At 70.3% G+C, this 18,169-nt stretch carries 22 protein-coding genes and 1 pseudogene; 8 read left to right on the plus strand and 15 right to left on the minus strand.

Features of this window, described 5'->3' with window-relative positions; genetic code table 11:
• The first annotated feature begins 1 nt into the window (after window position 1).
• Window positions 2-1,561: a mucoidy inhibitor MuiA family protein gene (locus tag ACWCQM_RS34600; RefSeq protein WP_450919032.1), complete on the plus strand. Its 1,560-nt coding sequence runs from the start codon at window positions 2-4 to the stop codon at window positions 1,559-1,561.
• A 253-nt stretch (window positions 1,562-1,814) separates the two neighbouring features.
• On the opposite strand, the gene ACWCQM_RS34605 is transcribed toward ACWCQM_RS34600, so the two are convergent.
• Window positions 1,815-2,264: a spore-associated protein gene (locus ACWCQM_RS34605; protein WP_450919033.1), complete on the minus strand. Its 450-nt coding sequence runs from the start codon at window positions 2,262-2,264 to the stop codon at window positions 1,815-1,817.
• Between the two features lie 244 nt (window positions 2,265-2,508).
• Here ACWCQM_RS34605 and ACWCQM_RS34610 point away from each other — a divergent pair, with 244 nt between their 5' ends.
• Complete coding sequence (locus tag ACWCQM_RS34610; protein ID WP_450919034.1) at window positions 2,509-2,919, plus strand: VOC family protein; 411 nt, start codon at window positions 2,509-2,511, stop codon at window positions 2,917-2,919.
• A gap of 124 nt (window positions 2,920-3,043) precedes the next feature.
• Window positions 3,044-3,394 carry a helix-turn-helix domain-containing protein gene (locus ACWCQM_RS34615; RefSeq protein WP_450919035.1) on the plus strand — a complete coding sequence of 117 codons (351 nt, stop codon included), beginning with the start codon at window positions 3,044-3,046 and terminating at the stop codon, window positions 3,392-3,394.
• A 55-nt stretch (window positions 3,395-3,449) separates the two neighbouring features.
• Here ACWCQM_RS34615 and ACWCQM_RS34620 read toward each other — a convergent pair whose 3' ends face one another.
• From ACWCQM_RS34620 to ACWCQM_RS34650, 7 genes are all read right to left on the minus strand, one after another.
• A complete protein-coding gene (locus tag ACWCQM_RS34620) occupies window positions 3,450-3,620 on the minus strand; it encodes a hypothetical protein (RefSeq protein WP_450919036.1) in 171 nt (56 codons plus the stop codon).
• A gap of 180 nt (window positions 3,621-3,800) precedes the next feature.
• On the minus strand, window positions 3,801-4,916 hold the full coding sequence (locus ACWCQM_RS34625) for an AI-2E family transporter (RefSeq protein WP_450919037.1): 1,116 nt from the start codon (window positions 4,914-4,916) through the stop codon (window positions 3,801-3,803).
• Window positions 4,917-5,024: 108 nt separating this feature from the next.
• Window positions 5,025-6,278: an amidohydrolase gene (locus ACWCQM_RS34630; RefSeq protein WP_450919038.1), complete on the minus strand. Its 1,254-nt coding sequence runs from the start codon at window positions 6,276-6,278 to the stop codon at window positions 5,025-5,027.
• A 99-nt stretch (window positions 6,279-6,377) separates the two neighbouring features.
• Window positions 6,378-6,635, minus strand: a complete 258-nt coding sequence (locus ACWCQM_RS34635; protein ID WP_450919039.1) for a hypothetical protein — start codon at window positions 6,633-6,635, stop codon at window positions 6,378-6,380.
• On the minus strand, window positions 6,635-6,859 hold the full coding sequence (locus ACWCQM_RS34640) for a hypothetical protein (RefSeq protein WP_267079353.1): 225 nt from the start codon (window positions 6,857-6,859) through the stop codon (window positions 6,635-6,637). The genes ACWCQM_RS34635 and ACWCQM_RS34640 overlap by 1 nt, the downstream gene beginning before the upstream one ends.
• Window positions 6,860-6,989: 130 nt before the next feature.
• Window positions 6,990-7,628: a LysE family translocator gene (locus tag ACWCQM_RS34645; RefSeq protein WP_450919040.1), complete on the minus strand. Its 639-nt coding sequence runs from the start codon at window positions 7,626-7,628 to the stop codon at window positions 6,990-6,992.
• Window positions 7,629-7,919: 291 nt separating this feature from the next.
• On the minus strand, window positions 7,920-8,468 hold the full coding sequence (locus ACWCQM_RS34650; protein WP_450919041.1) for a tellurite resistance TerB family protein: 549 nt from the start codon (window positions 8,466-8,468) through the stop codon (window positions 7,920-7,922).
• A 206-nt stretch (window positions 8,469-8,674) separates the two neighbouring features.
• Between ACWCQM_RS34650 and ACWCQM_RS34655 the strand changes: the two genes are divergently transcribed.
• Window positions 8,675-9,091, plus strand: a complete 417-nt coding sequence (locus ACWCQM_RS34655; protein WP_450919042.1) for a thiol-disulfide oxidoreductase DCC family protein — start codon at window positions 8,675-8,677, stop codon at window positions 9,089-9,091.
• A 52-nt stretch (window positions 9,092-9,143) separates the two neighbouring features.
• On the opposite strand, the gene ACWCQM_RS34660 is transcribed toward ACWCQM_RS34655, so the two are convergent.
• The gene (locus ACWCQM_RS34660) at window positions 9,144-9,623 is read right to left on the minus strand and encodes a diadenosine tetraphosphate hydrolase (protein ID WP_450919043.1); all 480 of its coding nucleotides are present in this window, start codon (window positions 9,621-9,623) and stop codon (window positions 9,144-9,146) included.
• 27 nt (window positions 9,624-9,650) lie between these two features.
• Window positions 9,651-10,184 carry a kinase gene (locus ACWCQM_RS34665; RefSeq protein WP_450919065.1) on the minus strand — a complete coding sequence of 178 codons (534 nt, stop codon included), beginning with the start codon at window positions 10,182-10,184 and terminating at the stop codon, window positions 9,651-9,653.
• Window positions 10,185-10,512: 328 nt separating this feature from the next.
• Here ACWCQM_RS34665 and ACWCQM_RS34670 point away from each other — a divergent pair, with 328 nt between their 5' ends.
• Complete coding sequence (locus ACWCQM_RS34670; protein ID WP_450919044.1) at window positions 10,513-11,583, plus strand: YVTN family beta-propeller repeat protein; 1,071 nt, start codon at window positions 10,513-10,515, stop codon at window positions 11,581-11,583.
• A 213-nt stretch (window positions 11,584-11,796) separates the two neighbouring features.
• A complete protein-coding gene (gene bla / locus ACWCQM_RS34675) occupies window positions 11,797-12,738 on the plus strand; it encodes a class A beta-lactamase (RefSeq protein ID WP_450919066.1) in 942 nt (313 codons plus the stop codon).
• Between the two features lie 10 nt (window positions 12,739-12,748).
• Here the strand turns inward: bla and ACWCQM_RS34680 are convergent, their stop codons facing one another.
• The 3 genes from ACWCQM_RS34680 to hemC all read right to left on the minus strand — a co-directional run bounded on the left by ACWCQM_RS34680 (window position 12,749) and on the right by hemC (window position 14,884).
• Window positions 12,749-13,135 (minus strand): VOC family protein, encoded by a 387-nt coding sequence (locus tag ACWCQM_RS34680; protein ID WP_450919045.1) that lies wholly within the window; start codon window positions 13,133-13,135, stop codon window positions 12,749-12,751.
• Window positions 13,136-13,204: 69 nt separating this feature from the next.
• Window positions 13,205-13,648, minus strand: coding sequence for an SRPBCC family protein (locus ACWCQM_RS34685; protein ID WP_450919046.1), 444 nt, complete (start codon window positions 13,646-13,648; stop codon window positions 13,205-13,207).
• Window positions 13,649-13,948: 300 nt separating this feature from the next.
• The gene (gene hemC, locus ACWCQM_RS34690; RefSeq protein WP_450919047.1) at window positions 13,949-14,884 is read right to left on the minus strand and encodes a hydroxymethylbilane synthase; all 936 of its coding nucleotides are present in this window, start codon (window positions 14,882-14,884) and stop codon (window positions 13,949-13,951) included.
• Between the two features lie 422 nt (window positions 14,885-15,306).
• Here hemC and ACWCQM_RS34695 point away from each other — a divergent pair, with 422 nt between their 5' ends.
• Window positions 15,307-16,122 (plus strand): SAM-dependent methyltransferase, encoded by an 816-nt coding sequence (locus tag ACWCQM_RS34695; protein WP_450919048.1) that lies wholly within the window; start codon window positions 15,307-15,309, stop codon window positions 16,120-16,122.
• 92 nt (window positions 16,123-16,214) lie between these two features.
• Here ACWCQM_RS34695 and ACWCQM_RS34700 read toward each other — a convergent pair whose 3' ends face one another.
• A complete protein-coding gene (locus tag ACWCQM_RS34700) occupies window positions 16,215-17,123 on the minus strand; it encodes a helix-turn-helix domain-containing protein (protein ID WP_450919049.1) in 909 nt (302 codons plus the stop codon).
• 109 nt (window positions 17,124-17,232) lie between these two features.
• A complete protein-coding gene (locus ACWCQM_RS34705; RefSeq protein WP_073752227.1) occupies window positions 17,233-17,469 on the minus strand; it encodes a DUF397 domain-containing protein in 237 nt (78 codons plus the stop codon).
• A 205-nt stretch (window positions 17,470-17,674) separates the two neighbouring features.
• On the opposite strand from ACWCQM_RS34705, the pseudogene ACWCQM_RS34710 reads away from it, so the two are divergent.
• A pseudogene (locus ACWCQM_RS34710) lies at window positions 17,675-18,160 on the plus strand (ATP-binding protein); the annotation flags it as partial.
• Between the last annotated feature and the right edge of the window lie 9 nt (window positions 18,161-18,169).

Consider the following 18,169-nt stretch of genomic DNA (forward strand, 5'->3'; position numbering starts at 1 on the left):
CATGACCACAGCCCCGGAGCCGATCGCCCTCCCGGTCACCGCCGTCACATGTCTGGAGGACCGCGCCCACGTCGAGCGTGCCCTCGTACTCGATCTGGAGGCGGGAGTCCGGCGTCTGCGCCTGGGGCCGGTCAGCGCTCTCGCCGTCGACCGCACCCTGCATGCCGAACTGACCGCCGATCACCCGGCGGCCGTGCTCGACGTACGGTTCACCCGTAGCTGGACGCCGCGCGGACCGCTGCCGCGCGCCGACGACTCCGCGCTGCGCCGGCAGATCGCCGCGCTCGAAGAGGAACAGCTCGACCTGAAACACCAGCGGGACCGGCTTCAGGCGCGGCGGGACGTCCTCGGACGCCTCGCGGCGGATCTGCTGCGCGATGTCGGGGAGGGTGCGGGCTCCGGGGAGGCCGACAGCTCCCGGTGGTCCCTCGAGCTGGACCGGGTCGACGGCGAGCGAGCCACGTGTGCCGAGCGACTGCGCACCGTGGAGGCCCGTCTGACCGTCCTGGCCGTCCAACTCGCCGAGGCCCAGCAGGCCATGCACATGTCCGAGGAGGAGCCCGCCGAGCTCGTCGCGTATGTCGAGCTGACCCTGGAGTCCTCCGCCGCTGGTCCGGTCGAGCTGCGGCTGACCCATCTGACCCCGTGCGCGCTGTGGCGGCCCGCCTACCGGGCGGTGCTCGACGGTGATTCCCTGACGCTGGAGACGGACGCGATGGTCTGGCAGCGCACCGGGGAGGACTGGCGTGATGTGAAGCTGACGCTGTCCACGGCCCGCTCCGCTCTCGCCACCGACCCACCGCGCCTCGGTGAGGACCGGCTCACGCTCACGGACCGCTCACCGGCGGAACGCCGCACGGTCGATGTCGAGCTGCGCGAGGAGGAGATCGGGACGCTCGGCCCGGCTCCGGTACTGGGCCTGCCCGGGGTGGACGACGGCGGTGAGGCACGGGTGCTGCGCGCACCTGCGCGTGTCTCCGTCCCGGCCGACGGCCGTGCCCACCGTGTGCCGCTGTCCGTCGTCACCACGTCCGCCCGCAGTGAGTACGCCTGCTCGCCCGAGCTGTCTCCGCTGGTCACGCAGGTGGTGCGGTTCGACGGCCCTGCGGGGCACGCGCTGCTCGCCGGGCCCGTGGACCTGGTCCGTGAGAGCGGATTCAGCGGGCGCGGCACCCTGGACTTCACGGCACCCGGCGCACCCGTCGAGCTCGCCTTCGGCAGCAGCGACGATCACCGGGTGGTCCGGCACACCGAGGAGTCCCGCGAGACCACCGGCATCACCCAGCGGACCGTCATCACCCGTACGGTCCGGCTGCATCTTTCACGGTTCTCCGCCCCCGGGGAGCAGGGCAACCGCGTGGTCGCCCTTCGGGAGCGGCTGCCCGTCTCCGAAGTCTCGGCGGTGGAGATACGCCTCCGGAAGGAGAACTGCACCCCCGTGCCCGACACGGTCGACGACGAAGGCATTGCCCGCTGGGACGTGGTGCTCCCGCCCGGCGGGCGTCGCACGGTCACCCTGGTCTACGAGCTGTCGGCGAGCTCCAAGGTCTCCGGGCTCTGAGCCCGACGACGTACCGGCACCAGGCTTGACGCGAGGCCGGGCCCCAGGGGGTTCCACGACGGTGCCGGGCCCCAGGGGGTTCCACGACGGTGCCGGGCCCTGGGTTCACACCCGTACGGAGGGCCCGGCACGTGCCACGTTCCCGCGCCGCTGCGGCTCGTGCACGCCCTCGCGAGGACCGGCTGCGGCAGGGCCGCAGGGCCGGGCTGCGGAGGTGGCGGCGCGGGAGATCGCGGCCGAGTGGAGAACCGGATCAGCGGATGCTGGTCCGGCGGACTTCCTTGCGGGCTGCGCAGTTGGAGTTGTCCACCGACACGTAGACGTTGGCGATGTGACCGCCCCAGCTCACGCAGTAGCCCTTGCCGTAGACGTAGGCCGGTCCCGCGTACGAGGTGAAGTTCCCGTAGTCCTCGGCCCACTCGTCGGTGGCGGGAACGTAGATGTACGTGCCCATGGCCTTGGCGGTGCCCGGGTTGGCGCGGATGGTCGCGACGCAGTTCTTGCCGTTGGACGAGTTGTACGTCAGGTAGACGGTGCCCAGAGAGCCGACGGGCACCGAGTTCACCGTCTTGTAGCTGCTGCCGCAGACGCCCTGGGGTGTGACGTTGGGTGCGGCGGACGCGGTCGTGGCGACGGCGGTCGTGGCTCCCACCACCAGAGCGGTCAACGCTCCGGCGGCCGCGATAAAGCGCGTGTTCCTCATATATCCCCCTTGTGTCCCTGAGAGCTGATTGCTCCTACTTGATGTGACCCTCGAGTGTTGCCGATGGTTGTGCGTGCCCCGGGCCCAAAGGCGGGGCGGCGCATCCGGGGCGGCGGTGCCGTGGGCCACGGGCGCCCGGAGGAGGCGGCCCGGTGATGCGCCGTCCGAGGGGACGCGCGACACGCTCCGGACGGATCAGGAATCGAGAAGCGTCGGCGGGCGATCCACGGATAACGTCACGGACATGGACATCTCGATTCACACGACCCCCCTCCCGCACGACGATCCGGACGCCGCGCTGGCCTTCTACCGCGACGTCCTCGGCTTCGAGGTCCGCAGCGACGTGGGGCAGGGCCCGATGCGCTGGATCACGGTCGGGCCCGTCGGCCAGCCCGGCACGTCCATCCTGCTGGCACCGCCGGCCGCCGACCCGGGGGTCACGGAGGAGGAGCGCCGCACGATCGCCGAGATGATGGCCAAGGGCACGTACGGCTGGATCATGCTGGCCACCAGGGACCTGGACGGGACCTTCGAACAGGTACGGGCGGGTGGCGCCGAGGTCGTCCAGGAGCCGACCGAGCAGCCGTACGGCATGCGTGACTGCGCCTTCCGTGACCCCTCGGGCAACGTGATCCGCATCCAGGAACTTCGCTGAGCCGGACGGCCGTCTCCCGTCCTCGCACACACCGAATGAAGGGAGTTCTCCCATGTGTCACCCCGGGTGGGCGCGCGCACTCGCCTCCGCGCAGCGGCTGAACGATCTAGCGGTTCTACGCCGCGTGCGCGACCGGATCGAGCGGGAGTACGCGCGACCGCTGGATGTCGAGGCGCTCGCCCGCGGCGCGAACATGCCGGCCGGGCAGCTCAGCCGGCAGTTCCGGCTCGCTTACGGCGAATCGCCGTACGCCTTCCTGACGCGGCGTCGCGTCGAACGCGCGACGGCATTGCTGCGACGCGGCGGCCTCGGCCCGGACGCGGTCTGCTCGGCCGTCGGCTGCTCGTCGCCGGGCGTGTTCCGTGCCCGCTTCACCGAGCTGACGGGCATGCCGCCCGGTGCCTACGGCCGAGGTGCGGCGGTGTCACCGGCCGTGGAGCCGGAGCGCGCGCCCAGTGCATCGGGTACCGGCTGAGCCCTCCCCCTGGGGGAAGGCATCGGCGTCATCCGGATCGAGGGGCCGGCGGCAGTCACCGGCGGCCGGCCCGCCGCCCGTGCCCGATGCCCGCGACGTGCAGGGCCAGCAGGCCCAGCCCGAGGAGCATGACGTTCACCGAGCCGAAGACGTCGTTGGTCGCTATGTCTGCGGCGTTGATCAGGAAGGCGATGAAGAACAGTACGGCTGCGGCTATTCCCAGCATGGTCGGCTCCTTTTTCCAGTTGGAACACGCGTTCCCCCACTTACGTGGTTCAGGCCTGGGAGCCGTCGGTTCCGGGGTCGCGGAGCCCGGGCGGTCCACAGCAGGGCGGCCACGAGCGGTCTCCTCGTGGCCGCCGGCCCGGGTCCGGTCCCTTTCCCGGGCCGGCGCCGTCGTCAAGCGTTAGGACGATGCGACGGTGCCGCTCGGTGCCACCTGGGGATCCGGCTCCTCGGGCGATTCGCTGAGCTGTTCCCGCAGGTAGTTCCAGACCACCGCGATCAACGCTGCGACCGGTACGGCCAGGAGGCTGCCCACGATGCCGGCCAGGCTGCCGCCGAGCGTCACCGCCAGCAGGACCACCGCGGCGTGCAGGCCGAGTCCACGGCTCTGGATCATGGGCTGGAACACGTTGCCCTCGAGCTGCTGCACGACGAGGATGATCGCCAGCACTATCAGCGCGTCGGTCACTCCGTTCGACACCAGGGCGATGAGCACCGCGACGAAGCCCGCGAACAGCGCACCCACGATCGGCACGAACGCCGATACGAAGGTCAGCACCGCCAGAGGAAGCACCAACGGCACTCCCACGATCCACAGCCCGATTCCGATGAGAACCGCGTCGAGCAGGCCCACGTACGCCTGGGAGCGCACGAACTCGCACAGCGTGGACCAGCCCCGCGCGGCGACGACCGGAATGTCGGTGGCGAGGCGGCCGGGCAGCTGACGCGAGAGCCACGGCAGGAACTTGGCTCCGTCCTTGAGCATGAAGAACATCAGGAAGACGGCCAGGACGGCGGTGACCACACCGTTGACCACGGTGCTCACACCCGTCACGACGGTGGTGACCATGCTGCCGAGGCTGTCCTGGAGACGCGCGATCGCGGTGTCGAGTGCGCCGGTGATCTCGTCGTCGCCGATGTTGAACGGCGGACCTGAGGCCCATTCACGCACCCTCTGGATGCCCTCGACCACACCGTCGGTCAGCTCCCCCGACTGATCGGCCACCGGTACGGCGATGAGCGCCACCGTGCCCGCGGCGACGAGAAGGAACAGCACCGTCACGACGGAAGCCGCGAGCGTCGAGGGCCAGCCTCGTCTGCGCAGGAAGCGCGCGGTGGGCCACGTCAGGGTGGTGAGCAACAGGGCGACTATGAGCGGCCAGACGACCGACCACATGCGGCCCAGGACCCACAACGCGACCGCGGCCATGACGAGGACCAGGAGCGCCTCGCCTGAGACACGGGCCGAAGTCCTGAGGGCCGCGCGGGTCTTGGTGGAACTCAACGTGACAGACATGGAGGTCACCCTATGCGCCACCGGGACCCACGCTCACGCAGTTCCCTCGCTGCCATTCCCTCGACGCGGGACCGGCGGCCCGTCCGTCCGGGCGGCGGGCGAGGCCGTTCAGGCGGCGAGCCAGGCGAGGGCCGCGACGACGAGGGCGCGCACTCCGGTGTCCAGGGTGGGCTGGAGCACGGGGGCGAAGTGCGGGCTGTGGTTGACGGGAACGTGCGCGGGCTTCCCGGCGCCGCCGGCCGCCGCGAACAGCGCCGGGTCGGTGCCGCCGATGCCCCAGTAGGTGAACGGCACACCGAACGCCTTGGGGATCTTGCTCATGTCCTCGCTGGCGGTCTGCAGGTCGACGGTGTGCGCGTCGTCACCGAAGTGCCGGGCGAACGCCTCAGCGACGCGCTGTGTCGTCGCCGCGTCGTTGACCGTCGGGGGGAAGGAGGTGATCGTCTCGAACTCGGGCGGCTTCGGCGCCCCCGAGGCCTGGCACTCCGCCGTCACCACCCGCTGGATGGCCTCCAGCACCTGGGCGCGCGCATGGTCGTCGTACGTACGGACGTTGACCTGGATGACGGCTCGGTCCGGGATGATGTTGGGGTCGGTTCCCGCATGGATACTGCCCACCGTGACCACGGCGGGCGTGAGCGCGGCCACCTCGCGGGAGACGATGGTCTGCAGGCGTACGACGATCATCGCCGCCATCACGACGGGGTCCACCGTCGCCTGCGGCATGGACCCGTGCCCTCCCCTGCCGTGGACGGTGATGCGCAGGCTGTCGGCCGCCGAGAGGAACGATCCGGCACGGGTGCCCACGTATCCCGCCGGGTAGGGCAGCACGTGCTGGGCCAGCACCACGTCGGGGCGGGGCGATGTGGCCGTCAGCCCGTCCGCGAGCATCGCGTCGGCGCCGTCGCCCCGCTCCTCGGAGGGCTGGAAGAGCGCGATGAAGGTGCCCTTCCACTCTTCCTTCGCCTCGGCCAGCAGTCGTGCGCAGCCGACCAGGGTGGCGACGTGCACATCGTGCCCGCAGGCGTGCATGAGGGGCTGCTCGGCGCCGTCGCTCCCGGTCACCGTCGCGGTGGAGGCGTACGGCAGGCCCGTCTGCTCCCGCACGGGGAGGGCATCCATGTCGGCCCGGACCATGACGGTCGGGCCCTCGCCGTTGGCCAGTACCGCGATCACCCCGGTGCCGCCGACGCCGTCGACGACCCGGTAACCGGCAGCGCGCAGGGCATCGGCCGCCTTCTTGGCCGTTCGGTGCTCGTCCAGACCGAGCTCGGGATGGCGGTGAAGGTCCTTGTACAGATCCTCGATGTCGGTCCGGATGCTGTCGAGGCCTTCCAGCACGACATGGGCGCTATCGGTCATGCTGACTCCGTACGGGCTCGCGTGCTACTTGCTCCTGCTGAGGCTACCGGCCGGGAGGCGGGCATTCCGCAGGGGCACCGCCCGCACGCTCGCGCCCGGTCACGCCTCGATGTAGGCGACCACCACAACCGTGCGCAGCGCGGTGACGAAGTACAGGACGCGGACGTCCTCGACCTCATCGGCGTACTGGCGCAGGGCGGGCTGCGCCGTGTGCCCGGGGATGGGGGCACCGATGTCGGGGTCGACACTGATGGCGACGAGGGTACGGTCGAGGGCGTGTACCGCGCTCTCCGGCAGCTCTTCGAGTTGCTTGGCCGCGGAATCGCTGAACGCGATGCGGGCGCGCCTGGGGGCCATCAGGCGACGGCGGGGCGCTGGGTGGCGAGGTGCGCGAGGCGTGCGTCGCGCAGGTCCTCCCACGGGGTGCACTCCTCCACGGAGGGCAGGCCGTTCGTGGCGATGTCCTCGAGAACCGCGGCCAGGCGGTCGGCGTCGGCGCGGGTCTTGGCGGCGTACGCGCGGACCGCGTCGGCGGCGGCGGGCTCCAGCGGCTTCCGGTCTGCGGCCGGCTGTTCGCTCATCGGGGGCTCCAGGAGGCGGCTTGGCGTGTCCCCTCAACGGTATCCCCCGGCCGGCAGACGAGTGGCCCACACCGGCGAACTGGTGGGCGCAGCAGGCAGACCGCCCGCGCAGGGCGTCTCTGACGTGCGGTCAGTCCTTGCGTCCTGTCACGGCCACGGTGACCCCGAGGCCGATCATCGTGAGACCGCCGACTCCTCCGACCAGGGAGAGCCGCCGAGGGGACCGGGCGAACCAGTCGCGCCCGGTTGACGCGGCGAGTCCCCATAGGGAGTCGCAGGTCACCGCGATGATGTTGAAGACCAGGCCGAGCAGAAGCATCTGGACGACGATGTGTCCTTGGGCACGGTCGACGAACTGGGGCAGCACGGCGGCGAAGAAGACCATGGTCTTGGGATTCGCCACACCGACCGCGAAGCCCTCCCCCAAGGTACGCATGCCGCCCTGCACGGCCTTGTCACCGGTGAACGCGGCCTGCAGGGCGCCGCGTTGCCGCCAGGCCTTGATGCCCAGGTGGACGAGGTAGGCGGCGCCGACGAGCTTCAGCACGGTGAAGACGAGAATCGAGCGCTCCACGACCGACCCGACACCGAGAGCCACGGCCACGACGAGCACGTAGGCGCCCAGGGTGTTCCCGACGACCGTGGTGAGCGCGGCACGACGCCCCTGAGCCAGGGCCCGGCCGATAACGAAGAGCACGCTCGGCCCGGGAATGATGATGAGCAGGAAGGACATAGCCGCGAAGGCGAGCAAGCGCTCAGCAGAGACCATGACGGCCATGCAAGCACGGACCGGACGCGCCCCGCATGCGCATTGTTACGGGGCCCGCCGGGCGCCCGGTGCGCCGGACCGGGGTGCTCGGCCGCGCTGCCGTGGCTACGCGTCCGGTCATCCCTGCGTGTGCGGGGGTGACTCCCTGACCTGCCGCCTTGTCCGCCGGCGAGGAAGAGCTGGAGCAACTTCACGGAACGTCGCAACGCGCCCCGACCGGCCTACTCCCGCTTCCTCCCCCACCCCGCAGACGCCCCGGGGCGGCGCGCTGCGGCACACCGCCTCCTCGGGTCAGAGCTGGAATTCCGCCGGCGACAGGCCCAATGCCGTGCACGCCTCCCGGAGGATCATGTGTTCGGGCTGGGAGAAGTTGCCGTCGGCGCCCGCGATGACGATGCCGGTCTGGAGTACGGCCCGGGCCTCGGTCGGCTTCTTGGCCGTCTTGGCGACCTCCTGCATCGCGTCGGCCTTGCCCTGCTGGAAGTTCAGGGACAGCTGGTCCACGTGCTTGTTGAAGCGCTGGCGCAGCTGCTCCGGCGGGAAGTTCTGCAGCACCTCGTTACCCAGGATCATCGACTCCACGTGCTGGCGCTCCGCGGGGTCCACATGCCCGTCCGCAGCCGCGACCAGCGCGCACATCGCCATGCTCGCGTCCCGGTAGGCGCCGCTCTTCAGCTCCGTCTTGAGGGAGGCGAGCTGCGACTTCAGCGTGCTCACCAGCTGCGCGCGTGACCCGCCGCCCGATCCGTGGCCGGCGCTGCGCCCACCGGTCGACGCGCGCGATCCCTGCGACTGCTGGAGCGTCTTGGCCTGGTCCTTGAGCCGGTCCCATACTGCCATTGAGGTCACCTCGGTCTTCGTCTGAATGGTCGGTCCCGAGCCCGCGAGCTCAATCAGCCAACGACCCACCCAAGGTAAAGGTTCCGCAAAGTGGCCGTGGTTTATGACCGGCCGCCGGCGGCCCCGGCCCTTCCCGGATCCCCTCCGCCCCCGCGCAGCGCCGGGCGGCGAACGGCCCGGCCGGCCGATGCGGCATCATCGATGCCATGCGTACCCGACCTGTACTCGTCTTCGACGGAGACTGCGCCTTCTGCACTTCTTCGGTGACGTTCGCCGAGCGTCGCCTCAGGCCCCGCTGCGAGATCACCCCATGGCAGTTCGCCGATCTGGACTCCCTGGGAACGACTCGCGAGCGGGCGGAGTACGAAGTCCTGTGGATCACCCCCAACGGCACGGTGCACGGCGGTGCGCAGGCGGTCGCCAAACTCCTGCTGAGCGCGGGCAAGGGCTGGAGCGTCCTGGGAGCCCTGCTCACCCTGCCTCCCCTGCGTTGGATCGCCCACGGCGTCTACCGGCTCGTCGCGAACAACCGGGAGCGGCTCCCCGGCGGTACGCCGGCCTGCGGACTGCCAGCGGACCGTCGGCCGCAGCCTCCGGCCGCTCCATCGCACCCCGCGCGCTGAGGCCCGGGTCCACGGGGGCAGGGACGGACAGGACCGCCGGCCACCGATCCCGTCAGACCGCCGAGCGCAGTGCGTCCAGTTCGCCGCCGATCGCCTCGCGCAAGCCGTCGTGCCGCGGACCGAGCCCGTACCGCTCATCGCTCCACCGGTCACGCGGATAGAGCCATACCGGGCCCCGCACCCGATCGGCAGGCTCCCACGCATACCGGGGCCAGACATGGGCGTGGAGGAACGGGTCCGTGTTCCCCAGGATCTCCAGATTCACCCGCAGAAATGCCGGGTCCAGCCGCCGGCAGGTCCGCTCCACGGCTTCCCCCAGCTGGTCCATGTCGGACAGGAACGACAGCCGTTTCACCCTCGGCAGGTCGGACAGCCGCCGCACATCCGGTTCGTCCACGAGGAGAACCGAGTATCCCGGCAGGAACTGCACATCGCCGATCACCGCGAACCCCGCCGTCAGCCGCCGCACGACCGTCGGGTTCTCACCCCTCAGCGCGGCCCCGATCCGGTCCCTGCGCCACTCACCTGTCACAGCGAAAACCTACAGCGCGCGGAGCCGTCAGCGGTCCCGGGCCGGGAGAGCGGCCAGGCAGGTGTCGCGCATGATGCGGTCGACGGTGGACGCGAGGCTGCTGTCGGCACCGATGACGGTCTCGATCCTGCCGGGCAGCAGATCCATCTCCCGGTACCAGGCCCGTAGTTCCGGTTCGCCGACCTCGTCGGCGATCGGCTTGGTGGCGTGACGGAGGAGGGTCTGTTCGAACGGCACGTGCAGGTAGTAGGCATGGGTCGGGCCGCGGTGGTCGGCACACAGCCGCGCGAGCATGTCGCCGTAGTGGTCGGCGTACAGGATCCCTTCGACCACGACGTGGAATCCGGCGTCCAAGGCATAGCGGGCGGTCATCTCGATCAGGCCGATGTTGGCTGCTCCCGGCCGGTCCCGTTCGCGCAGGACGAGGCGGCGGAGGTTGTCCTGGGCGACCAGGGCGACGCCACGGCCGAACGTGTCACGCAGGCCGCCCGCCACGCTCGACTTCCCCGACGCGCTGTTGCCACGCAGGATGACGAGCCGGGTTTCCTCAGTACCTGCCATCACGGTGGTCACGCTACCCGCCGACCGCCGGGGACCGGGCCCACACCGTCCGCCTTCCTCACTTCGGCGGACCACCGGCCCCCAGGTGCGAGCTGCGACTGTTGCCCTTTGATCAAACATTAGCTTAGGCTTACCTAACTTTTGCTTGAGGTTCTGAGTCCCGGACACACCCCGCGCGCTGAGTACACGTCACTCCGACCGTGGGCCCACCCGTGGCCCCGAGACCTCAGAACAGCCGAACGACAGTGGACAGAAGGGCGCGGTCCCAGCCGCGTCCGCGTACCGCGTGCGCCCCACCGGAGGCGCACGTCCAGGGAGAACAGCACACATGGCCACGCTCAACCGCCGCGTCCGCCGCGCAGCCGCGACCGCCGTGGCGCTTGCCGCCTGCGGCGCACTCACGCCCGCCGGTTCCGCAGCAGCGGAGACCGGCACCCGGGCCGGCACCCACGTCACATCGGTGCCGCTCGCCCAGGGGCTCTACCAGTCCGCCTACTCCGAACGCAACGACGTGTTGTGGGCCACCTCTTCCGTGGGCCAGCCGCCGGCCCCCACCACCGGGTCCCGGCTGCTGAAGATCGACCCTGACACCCTCCAGGTGGAAGCGGCCTACACTCCCCGCACCGACGGCACGGTCGAGGCCGTGTACGGCATCGACGTGGACGATGAGCACCACACCCTCTGGGTCACCAACACCCGGAACAACTCGGTCGCCGTCTACAGCCAGAGAACCGGCAGACACCTCGCCACCCGACTCGATGTGAACCATTCCCGCGAGGTCGTCGTGGACGAGAAGCGCGACCTCGTGTGGGCGAGCGCCTTCGGCGACGGCTCCCTCGTCGCCTTCGACAGTCGCACCCTAGAGGAGGTCAGAAGGGTCACCGTCGAGGGAAGCGGTCCGACGGGAATCGCGGTGAACGAACGGACCGGGACGGTCTACGCCGCCGACTTCACCAACAGCCGGATCATCGAGGTCCGGGCCGGCTCCGCGACCCCGCGGCTCATTCCCACCGGTACCGGCCCGCTCTCGATCGCACTGTCCGCCGACGGGAGGACGGCGTACACCGCCGACCAGGGATCGGGCACGCTCTCGGTCGTCGATCTGCGCGGCGGCACGGTCGCGAAGACGGTGCCGACGGGCGAAGGCGCGAAGTCGGTTGCCACCGAACCGTGTTCGGGCCAGGTCCTGGTGGTCAACCGGCTGGCGGGAAGCGTGTCGGTGGTGGACCCGCGTGCGGGAAGCATCGTGGAAACAGTGGCCACCGACGCGTACCCCAACCACGTCAAGGTGACCGACGACGGCACCGCGTACGTCCTGGACAAGTCCGCTTCCGGCACGGCGGGCGAGGACGGGCTGACCCGGATACGCCTCGGCGACGCAGCGCGCCAAGGGTGCTGACACGAGGGGCGACGGCACCTGGGGTGCTCCCCCGCGCCGTCGCCGGGCGCACGTCCTCTCCCCTGCTGCGACACGGCCCGCAGGCCGGCGGGAGAGGGCGGTGCGGCGCCTAGTCTGGGAGCCACTCGGACCCGGTGATCGCTGTGCAGGCCCCACGATCGCCCGGACCCGGTGATCGCCGTACAGGCCCCACAAACAGGAGCCACCGACCTCGTGCCGCCCCCGCTCTCCCGTCGCGCCGCGCTCCGCGCACTGACCGGACTCGCCGCCGTCCCGCTCGCCGGGTGCGCGCCGGCCTCCCAGGACTCCGCACCCCCGACTCGCACCGATCCGGGTCCGGCCGGAGGCACGTCCTCGCCGTCGACGAAGCCGGCGCGTACGAAGGCCGCATTCGGTGAGCTCGAGCAGAAGTTCGACGCGCGGCTGGGTGTGTACGCGATCGACACCGGGAGCGGATCGTCCGTCACCCACAGGCCGGACGAGCGTTTCGCCTACGCCTCGACCTGCAAGGCGTTGCTCGCCGGTGCCGTGCTGGACGTCCGCACTGTCGCGCGTCTGGACCGGCGTGTGCGCTACGGACGCGATGAGCTCGTCGCCAACTCCCCGGTCACCGAGCAGCACGTCGCCGCGGGGATGAGCCTGCGTGAGCTGTGCGATGCCGCGATCCGCTACAGCGACAACACGGCGGCCAATCTCCTCTTCCGCGAGGTCGGCGGGCCCCGCGGTCTCCAGGACGCGCTCCGCGGCCTCGGCGACCGTACGACGCGCTGCGACCGTTACGAGACCGAGCTCAGCGAAGCCGCGCCCGGCGATCCCCGTGACACCAGTACGCCGCGTGCCCTTGCCGCCGGTCTGCGCGCCTACGCCCTCGGGAACGTCCTCGGCGCGAAGGAGCGCGCCCTGCTGACCGACTGGCTCAGGCGCAACACGACCGGCGACGACGTCATCCGCGCGGGTACCCCGGACGGCTGGGTGGTGGGGGACAAGACCGGCACGGGCGGTTACGGGACCCGGAACGACATCGCCGTGCTCTGGCCGCCGGACTCGGAGCCGGTCGTGCTCGCCGTGCTCACCCGCCGCGCGACCCGGGACGCGGTGCACCAGGACACGCTGATCGCCGAGGCTGCACGCGTCGCGCTCTCCGCCCTCGTCTGAGAGATGCCGTTCAGGGGCGGTAGCGGAGCGGGTGGTCCGCGGGAACCTCGGTCAGCACGATGCGGTGGCCGTCGGGGTCGGCGATCCACATCTCGATCAGCCCCCAGGGCTCGCGGACCGGCGGCCTGAGGACGCGCGCTCCCCGCGCCGAGACCTCCTCGTGCGCCGCCGCGCAGTCGGCGACCTGCATCCAGAGTTGCAGCGTCTGTGCCGGCGGGGCCTCGGAACGGCCCGACACCTCGAGGAACCCGCCGCCGAGGAAGTACACCGTCCCGCGCTCGGGGCCGGTGCCGAACTCTCTGTAGACGGCGAGCCCGAGCGACTGTCCGTAGAACTGGCGGGAGGCCTCCGGGTCACCGGGCCTCACGAGCACCCGGCTGCTCAGTACATGCACCATGGCCACGACCCTACGCGTGCGGGCGCGGATCAGCGTAAGGACATGGCGGGCATGGCCGCGCCAGGGGGTTCAGGACGCTTCGACGGCGGCCTTGATCCGCTGCCCGAACGCCGGGGCGTCCTTCCGCGCGGCAGCGACGGCGAGTCCGACCAGGAGCTTGCCCACGCGGTGGCCCTCCAGGTCGTTGAAGATCCGCACCCGCGTTCGACCATCGGCCAGGGACTCCAGGTCGTACCCGCCTTCCCTGGCCGTGACGAGGTTGGTCGACATCTCCTTCCAGCGGATACGGGTGGGGGCGACGAGTTCGCTGATCCTGAATTCCCGCTGCGTCGTCATGCCGGCGTCCTTCACCGTGCTGCGGAAGACGGTGCCCACCTCCGTGGGACCGGCCGGAGTCTTGGAGATCTCCTGGACGCGCGGGCTGAACTTCTTGTCGTTCTCGCCGTCCGCCAGAAAGGCGAAGACCTCCGCGACAGGACGGTCGATGTCGACCGTCACCTCGAACCGGGACATGGGGGACTCCTCTCGTGCGACGGGCAGGAGCACGCGGCGCGGCACACCCGTCGTGGCGCTGCTTCCCAGCATCCGCGCCGGGAGACCGCTCGGCAGCCGGTCGGGCGGATTCGGAGCGCAATCGGGTGTCTCCGGCCCCGTCGGCAGGGCGCGCACCTCAGCCTTCGGGGGCGGCGTGCGCGGTCCGGCGGACATGGGGTTCCGCCGGACCGCGGGCGTGCTCGTCGATCGACGCGTCCTGTTCGACCTCGCGCGCGCGAGAAGGGTTGTACGTGGATCGCGTGCGGGAGGCGATCCGGCTCAGTGCGCGATCGTGTCGATCAGCTCGCGGGCACCCTGACGCAGCAGGGCGACGGCCACGGAGGTACCGAGCGTGGCGGGGTCGAGTGGGCCGGCCCACTCGTGTGCGTTGAGCACGGTCTTGCCGTCGGGCGTGAACACGCAGGCGCGCAGGGAGAGGTCTCCGTTGCGCTGGGACTTGGCGTATCCGGCGATCGGGGAGTTGCAGTGTCCCTGGAGGACGTGGAGGAACATGCGCTCGGCCGTGATCTCCCGGTAGGTGCCGGGATGGTTGAGCGCGGAGACCATGTCGATGGTGTTGGTGTCGTACTCACGGCACTGCAGGGCCAGGACACCGGCCCCGATCGGGGGACAGATCGTCTCGGGTGACAGGACCTCGCTGATCACGTCCGGTCGGCCGATGCGGTGGAGGCCCGCGACGGCCAGGAGGAGCGCGTCAACCTCTCCGTCAGCCAGCTTCGCCAGTCGCCGGTTGGCGTTGCCCCGGAACGGGACGCACGTCAAGTGCGGATGCGATGCCGCGAGTTGGGCGACACGGCGCACGGAGGACGTCCCGATGCGGGTGCCGTCGGGCAGCTCGTCGAGTGTGAGCCCCTCCGGATGGACGAGGGCGTCACGGATGTCGTCGCGCTGGAGGAACGCGGCGAACGTGGTCCCGGCGGGCAGTGGGCGGTCGGCGGGGATGTCCTTCACACAGTGGACGGCGAGGTCGGCCTCCCCCGCCAGCAGGGCCGCGTCGACCTCCTTGGTGAAGGCACCCTTGCCTTCGACCTTCGAGAGGTCGCCCATCCATTTGTCGCCCGTGGTCCTGACGGGTACGACCTCGGTGGCGGTGTCGGGGTACAGGGCGGCCAGTTCGGCACGGACGCGCTCCACCTGGGCGAGGGCCATGGGGGAGTCGCGCGAGACGATGCGGATCAGCTCAGGGGCGGACATGGGGCCAACGATAGTCCGCCGACGGCAATGGGAGGACGTGCGGCACCGACTGCCTTTCCGCTTTCGTGCGGCGTGTTCGCGGCGCCGCCGAAGGGAACCGACGCATGCTCACCACCAACGAATTCAAGCCGCGTTGGAGCACCGTTCCGCATCGACCGCGCACGGCGGACCGTTTGAGGCTGCCATGCGATTAATGGCTTTCCACCAGGGCATATTGACACTCCGTCGCCCGGCATCGACTGCATATGCCGCGAGGGGGCGAAGGAAGCCGGACCCAGCGTGTGTCCGGCATCGGCCGCAGCTGGCTGATTTCACGTCATGCACCCTTGTCTCACTCCCCCGAGGACTGTCAGGCCCTCCCGGAGATCCCTAGCATGACCCCACACCGACACTGATTTACTCTCAGAACCGCGAGGGGCTGAATGAGCAACGGGGACACCTCCATTCCGAAGAACATCGACGTGAACGTACCGAGCGTCGCACGGATGTACGACTACTACCTGGGCGGCAAGGACAACTACCCCGCCGACCGGGTCGCGTGCGAAGAGCTGCTGGAGGTCGTGCCGAGCACCAAGGTCCTGGCGGTGAACAACCGGCGGTTCCTCCGGCGGGTCGTGCACCATCTGGCGTCCGAGTACGGCATCCGCCAGTTCATCGACCACGGATCCGGCCTCCCGACGCAGGACAACGTGCACCAGGTCGCGCAGTTGGTGGACCCCGGCGCCCGGGTGGTCTACATAGACAACGACCCGATCGTGCTGGCCCACGGCAAGGCCATACTCGAGGAGAACGACAGGACCGCCGTCATCCAGGCGGACATGCGGGACACCGAGGGGATTCTCGGCCACCCGGAGGTGGAACGGCTCATCGACTTCGAGGAGCCCGTGGCCGCCCTGTTCGTGTCCGTGCTGCACTGCATTCCGGACAAGGACGACCCCGCGGGTCTGGTGCGCAGGGTCGCGGACAGGCTGGCGCCAGGGAGCTTCCTCGTCGTGTGCCAGCTCGTGAGCGAGGACGCCGCCACCCGCGACTTCGTCACGGACTTCATGGCCAGGAGCACCGGGAACCAGTGGGGACGGGTGCGCCGGCAGGACGACGTACGCGACTTCCTCGAAGGGCTGGACGTGCTGGAGCCGGGCCTGGTGGAGGTGTCGACGTGGCGGCCGGACTCGGATCTGGCGCCGAAGCAGGAGACCCAGGAGTGGATCGAGTACGGCGGCGTCGGCCGCAAGTGGTGACGCGGGCGCTCGGACGCTCCGCCTGAGCGGGGACGAGGGCGGGAGCGGCACACGAGTGGGGGCAGGCGCCCGGACCGGAGCGGTGGAGCCGCTCAGCTGTAGCGCTCCAGCGCCTGCCTCAGCAGGTCCTTGCTCGCCGCCGGACTCGGGGACTGCGCGCTGAGGGAGTCCAGGATCCAGCGGTATTCGTCCGTGCTCTCCTGCTTGTTCACGGAGGTGGCGTTCGTCAGGTGCTCGATGTACGCGACGTCGGGAAGCCCCTCCATGGCGAATCGCAGATAGGTGATGCCGTTGCCCGGCGACGTGTGGGCGGTCACGTCGAAGGGCGCCACCTGCACGATCACATGGGGCAGTTCGGTCATGTCCAGCAGATGGGCGAGCTGGTCGCGCATCACCGCGGCGCCGCCCGTCGGGCGCAGCAGCACCGCTTCGTCCAGCAGTACCCAGAGCTTGGGCGCGTCGGGGCGCCGCAGCAGCTCCTGCCGTTTGAGGCGCAGCTCGACGCGCCGCCGGGTGACGTCCTCCGACTCGATGGCGTGGCCTGAACGCACCACCGCATAGGCGTAGTCGGCGGTCTGCAGGAGCCCTGGAATGTAGTGCGCCTCATAGGTGCGGATGGACGCGGCGGCCTCCTCCAGTCCCACCAGCGGCTCGAACCAGTCGGGGAGCACATCGGCGTAATGGCGCCACCAGCCGCGTTGTCCCGCCCTGCGCACCAGCTCGATGAATTCGGCCGTGCGGGCGGGATCGGCCACGCCGTACAGGGCGAGGAGATCGACGGCGTCGCGTTCCTTGCACGGGGAGTGCCCCGTCTCCATGCGGCTGATCTTCGCGGTGGAACAGCGGATGCAGGAAGCGGCTGCCTCGGGGGTGAGTCCCGCCTCGCTGCGCAGCCGCCGCAGCTGTGCGCCCAGAACCAGGCGCAGGGCGGTGGGACTTGCCGCCGCGACCGGGGCGAGCGCCGGCTTCCGTAACGGCTGAAGCGGTTCGATTCCAGGCATGCGGACTCCTGAGGGCGGGCGTCGTGACGCCAGTGTGCCATCAGGAGCCCCCGGAGGTCCGGCGGGTACGGGAATGCCGTCCCGATTCAGCCTTTCATCCCTATGCTTTTCAGCCGCCCATGCCGTCGAAGTCGCCGTCCCTGACGCCCGCGAGGAATGCGCGCACCTCGGCGTCGGTGTAGACGAGGGCGGGCCCCTCGGGGTGCCGGGAATTGCGGACGGCCACTCCCCCTCCGGGCAGCACTGCCATCTCGACGCAGTTGCCGCTGGGGTTGCTGTGGCGGCTCTTCTTCCATTCCACGCCCGTCAGGGAGTTGGCGGGAACGCCGTTGTCGATGTTCTGCATGCGATCCATTCCTTGTCGGCTGTTGTGCGAACCGGCCCTGATACGCGGCCAGGCTCCGCCACGGGTGAACAGATGTCCCCTGCTCACACCCCTGGGTGCAATTCCGGATGCAATTGCACTGCACGGGCGGACGGCGAGGATACTAGTGGCCATCCGGCCCCCACGGCACCATCAACCGGCCTTCTGCGGAGGATGATCAGCGCTCATGCACGCGGAGAACACATCACGCGACGGAGCAGCAGCGGCCACGCCCGGTCCGGCCGGATCCGGCGGAGACCCCCACGACGAGCTGGCACGGGAACTCGGCATCGGGGCACCGGGATTCATCACACGGCGGCTGGGTCCGGACGCGGAGAGCCTGCGTCAGGCGCGGGCGTTCGTCCGGGAGGCGCTGGAGCGGTGGGGCCTGCGGTCCTGTGCCGACGATGTCGCTCTCGTCGCGGGTGAGCTGATGAGCAACGCGGTCTGTCACGGGCTGCGGCCCGGAGCGGAGCCCGTGGTCCCTCCCACGGCGCGGCTCGGCCTCGCGTGTCAGGACAGCACACTGGTCTGCGCGGTCAACGACCCCAGCCCGGATGTGCCCGTGCTGCGCGGTGCGGAGGAATCGCTCGAAAGGGGCAGGGGTCTGAGCATCATCGACGCGTTGAGCAGCTCATGGGGGTGGTCCCGGCCCACCCGGGCGGGCAAGACCGTCTGGGCC

The sequence above is a fragment of the Streptomyces sp. NPDC002125 genome, from assembly GCF_053593715.1.